This is a genomic window from Kitasatospora sp. GAS204B, assembly GCF_029892155.1.
Taxonomy (GTDB): domain Bacteria; phylum Actinomycetota; class Actinomycetes; order Streptomycetales; family Streptomycetaceae; genus Kitasatospora.
Genome location: NZ_JARZAG010000068.1, coordinates 1 through 4,805, shown reverse-complemented (window position 1 = coordinate 4,805; position 4,805 = coordinate 1). Strand labels below are relative to the sequence as shown.

2 protein-coding genes are annotated in these 4,805 nt (G+C 75.6%); both read right to left on the bottom strand.

All coding sequences use genetic code 11. The features are described from left to right. Positions 1-1,725: type I polyketide synthase (locus P3T41_RS36755; RefSeq protein ID WP_280695009.1), on the bottom strand; the 1,725-nt coding region annotated here is incomplete at its 3' end. An 11-nt stretch (positions 1,726-1,736) separates the two neighbouring features. Continuing rightward, on the bottom strand, positions 1,737-4,805 hold a 3,069-nt coding region (locus tag P3T41_RS36750; protein WP_280695008.1), incomplete at its 5' end, for an SDR family NAD(P)-dependent oxidoreductase.

The following is a 4,805-nucleotide window of genomic DNA, read 5'->3' as shown; positions in this document are numbered from 1 at the left end:
ACTACCCTGACCCGAAAACAACACCGCCAACCGACCACCCACCACACCAGACCCACCCACCACCACACCCGACCGCCGCCCCTCCACCAACGCCGACAGCCCCGCCAGGAACTCCTCCCGGTCCTCGGCCACCAGCGCGGCCCGGTGCGTGAAGGCCGACCGGGTACCGGCCAGCGAACGGGCCACGTCCAGCAGGCGCAGGTCGGGCTGCTGGCGCAGCCGGGCGGCGAGTTCGGCCGCCTGGGTGAGCAGCGCCGGCTCGTCCTTGGCGGACAGCACCCAGGGCAGCGCGACCGGCTCGATCGGCTCTACCGCTTCAGAGAGCGGCTCGGGCTCGGCCGGGGCCTGTTCGAGGATCAGATGGGCATTGGTGCCACTGATCCCGAACGAGGACACCGCCGCCCGCCGCGGGTGATCGGTCTGCGGCCACAGGGTGGGCTCGGTGAGCAGCGCGACGCCGCCGGCGCTCCAGTCCACGTGCGGGGTCGGCTGGTCGATGTGCAGGCTGGGCGGCAGCACGCCATGGCGCATCGCCTCGACCATCTTGATCACCCCGGCCACCCCCGCCGCCGCCTGGGTGTGCCCGATGTTGGACTTCACCGACCCCAGCCAGAGCGGCAGTTCGGCCGACCGGCCCCGGCCGTAAGTGGCCAGCAGCGCCTGCGCCTCGATCGGATCACCCAGGCTCGTCCCGGTCCCGTGCGCCTCCACCGCGTCCACCTGATCGGCGCCGATCCTGGCGTCGGCGAGCGCCTGGCGGATCACCCGCTCCTGGGACGGGCCGTTGGGCGCGGTGAGCCCGTTGCTCGCCCCGTCCTGGTTCACCGCGGAGCCGCGGACCACGGCCAGCACCCGGTGCCCGTTACGGCGCGCGTCGCTGAGCCGCTCCAGCAGCACCATGCCCACGCCCTCGGACCAGCCGGTGCCGTCGGCAGCGGCCGCGAACGGCTTGCACCGCCCGTCGGGCGACAGCCCGCGCTGCCGGCTGAACTCCACGAAGACGCCGGGTGAGGCCATCACCGTCACCCCGCCGGCCAGCGCCAGCGAGCACTCGCCCTTGCGCAGCGCCTCCGCGGCCAGGTGCATGCCCACCAGGGAGGAGGAGCAGGCGGTGTCCAGGGTGATCGCGGGCCCCTCCAGGCCGAAGGTGTAGGCGATCCGCCCAGACGCGACGCTGCCGGCACTGCCGGTGCCGACGAAGCCCTCGTGCTCGGCCGGGATGCTCGGCAGCCGGGTGGCGTAGTCGCCGTACATCACGCCCACGAAGACGCCGGTCGTGCTGCCGCGCAGCGCCGCCGGATCGATCCCGGCCCGCTCCACCGCCTCCCAGGTGCTCTCCAGCAGCAGCCGCTGCTGCGGATCGGTGGCCACCGCCTCGCGGCGGCTGATCCCGAAGAACTCGGCGTCGAACTCGCCCGCGTCGTAGAGGAATCCGCCCTGGCGGGTGTACGAGGTGCCGGAGCGGTCCGGATCGGGGTCGTAGAGGGTGTCCAGGTCCCAGCCGCGGTCGGCCGGGAACTCGCCGATCGCGTCCTCGCCCTCGGAGACCAGCCGCCACAGGTCCTCGGGCGAGCGCACGCCGCCGGGGTAGCGGCAGGCCATGCCGATCACGGCGATCGGCTCGGCCCGGGCGGCCAGCAACTGCTCGTTGTGCGTGCGCAGGCGCTCGTTCTCCTTGATGGAGGCACGCAGCGCCTCCACCAGCCGTTCGGGGGATGTCGTCATCGCAGCCTCGCTCAGGATCGTCCGTTGTCGGTGTCGCCCAGGACCAGGTGGATCAGCGCGTCGGCGTCCATGGCGTCGACGGTCGCCGGCCCGTCCGCTGCCGTGCTGCCGGACGCCTCGGCCGGTTCGGCGCCCGCGAGTTGCAGCAGCACCTCGACCAGGCCCGCGTCCCGCAACCGGGCGTACGGGATGGCGGCCAGGGCCGAGCGCAGCCGTAGTTCCTCGGTCTGCTCGCCCTGCCGCGGCGCGAGTTGCGCCCACAGCCAGTCGGCGAGCGCGCTCGGCGTCGGGCGGTCGAACACCAGGGTGGCGGGCAGCTTCAGCCCGGTGGCCGCACCGAGGTGGTTGCGCATCTCGACCGCGGTGAGGGAGTCGAACCCGAGCTCCTGGAAAGGCCGTCCCGGGTCGATCAGGTGGTGCGAGGGGTGTCCGAGCACGGCGGCCACCGTGCCGAGCACCTCCTCCAGGACCAGCTCCCGCTGCTGCTGCTCGGGCAACGCGGCCAGCCGCTGCGGAAGTTGGGCCACGACAGCGGCACCGCCCGGCCGGCCAGCCGGCAGCAGCCGCTCGGCGATCGCCGGCAGCAGACCCTGCTCGGCCCGGGTCCGCAGCGCCGCCAGGTCCAACCGGGCCGGCACCAGCACGGGTTCGGGGTGCGCCAGCGCCGCGTCGAAGAGGGCCAGCGCCTCGCCGAGGTCCATCGGGGCCAGGCCGCCGCGGCCCAGCCGGGCGCGGCCGTCCACGCCGAGCCGCCCTGCCATCCCACCGTCGACGTCCCACAGGCCCCAGGCCAGCGAGCGGCCGGGCAGGCCGAGGCCGCGCCGGTGGTCGGCCAGCGCATCGAGAAAAGCGTTGGCGGCGGCGTAGTTGGCCTGTCCCGGACTCCCGAGGGTGCCGGCCGCCGAGGAGAAGAGCACGAAGGCGGAGAGGTCCAGGTCGCGGGTCAACTCGTGCAGGTTCCAGGCGACTTCGGCCTTCGCCGCGAAGACCCGGTCGAACTGCTCGGCGGACAGCGACTCCAGCGGGCCGTCGTCCACCACCCCGGCCAGGTGCAGCACGGCGGTCAGCGGGGCCGTGGGCGGCAGTTGCTCCAGCACCTCGGCGAGCCGCGCCCGGTCGGCGCAGTCGGCGGCCGCCACCGTCACCTCGGCGCCCGACTCCCGCAGCTCGCCGACCAGTTCGGCCACTCCCTCGGCGGCCGGGCCGCGCCGGCTGAGCAGCAGCAGGTGCCGCACCCCGTGCTCGGCCACCAGGTGCCGCAGCACCGCCGGGCCGACACCACCGGTCGCGCCGGTCACCAGCACGGTGCCGCCGGCCGCTCCCGGGGCTGTTCCCGCGAGCGAGCTCCCGACCGCCGGCTCCCCGCTGGCAGCCGCCGCCCTGCCGAGCCGCGGCACGAGCAACTCAGCACCTCGAACGGCAAGTTGCTGCTGATCGCAGGCGAGGGCGGCGGGCAGCAGGGCCTCGCCGTCCTGGTCGACGTCGATCAGGTCGAACCGGCCACCCAGCTCCAGTTGCGCGGTGCGCAGCAGGCCCCAGGCCGCGGCGGCCGCCGGATCGGCGACCTCCCCGCCCCGGACGCCGAGCGCCAGCCGGGTCAGGACCACCAGCCGGCAGTCGGCGAACCGCCCCGGGGCGGCGCACAGCCGGACCAACTCGGCGGCCTCGGTGGCGATCCGGCGGGCCGACCGGGCCGGCTGCCCGTCCGGCCGGCCGAACGCGCCGAGCCGGACCACCACCGTGGCGGGCGCCTCCGCAAGCGCCGTCAGACCCTGGAGGCCGTCGACGACCGTCCAGTCGGCCGGTTGCCGCTCCTCGGGCGCGCCGACCGGATGCCAGCCGACGCTCAGCAGCGACCGGGTCGCCTCACCGCCGGCCGCCCGCAGCTGCCGGGGGGAGACCGGGCGAAGCGCCAACTCCTCGACCACCGCCACCGGTTGTCCATCCTGGTCGGCAAGGTGCAGCGCCGCGTTGCCGGCGTCGGAGCGCGACAGCCGCACCCGCAGGGACCGGGCGCCGAGCGCAGACACCGTGACACCGGCCCAGGAGAACGGCAGCAGCAGGTGATCGCCCGGCTGCTCGGAACCGGCCGCCCCGAGGGCCAGCGGGTGCAGCGCGGCGTCGAAGAGCGCCGGGTGGAGCGCGAACCCGCCGCCGTCCGCCGCCGGCGGCAGCTCGACCTCGGCGAAGACCCGGTCACCGGCACGCCAGGCCGCCCGCAGCCCCTGGAAGAGCGGCCCGTACTCCAGGCCGCGGTCGGCCAGGTCCCGGTAGAAGTCCTCGACCGGCACCGGGACGGCCTCGGCCGGCGGCCACGACCCCTGATCGGGTTCGGGCAGCTCGGCTGCGGCGGTGAGCGTGCCGTGCGCGTGCCGGGTCCAGGCGTCCGGCGCCGCGGACTCCGGGCGCGAGTGCACGGTGATCCGGCGGCTGCCGTCGGCCTCCGGCGCCGCCACCACGGCCTGCACCGCGAGCGTGCCCTGGTCCGGCACCACCAGCGGTGCCTCCAGGGTCAGTTCGGCCAGGCGCGGGCAGCCGGCGTGCCGGCCCGCCGCCAGCGCGAGTTCGGCGAGCGCGGCACCGGGCACCAGGACGGTGCCGAACACGCTGTGGTCGGCCAACCAGGGGTGGCTGCGCAGCGACAGCCCGCCGGTCAGGACCAGGCCCTGCCCGTCGGCCAGCTCGACGGCGGCGCCCAGGATCGGATGTCCGGTGCCGAGTTGCCCGGGGGTGCGGCCGCCGGGCGCGGTGGGTGCGTCCAGCCAGTAGCGCTCCCGCTGGAACGGGTAGGTGGGCAGCTCCACGTGCGCCGGCCGCCCGGCACCGCCCGGCAGCGCGCCGAAGAAGGCCGGCCAGTCCACCGGCACGCCCGCGGTGTGCGCTTGAGCCAGCGCGGTGACCACCGCCTCGGGCTCGGGACGGTCGCGGCGCAACGCCGCGACGGTGACCGGCTCCTGGTCGGCCAGGGTGTCGTGCACCATCGCGGTGAGCACGGCGTCGGGGCCGAGTTCCAGGAAGGTGCGCACGCCCTGGGCGTGCAGGGCGCGGACCCCGTCGGCGAAGCGCACGGCCTGGCGCAC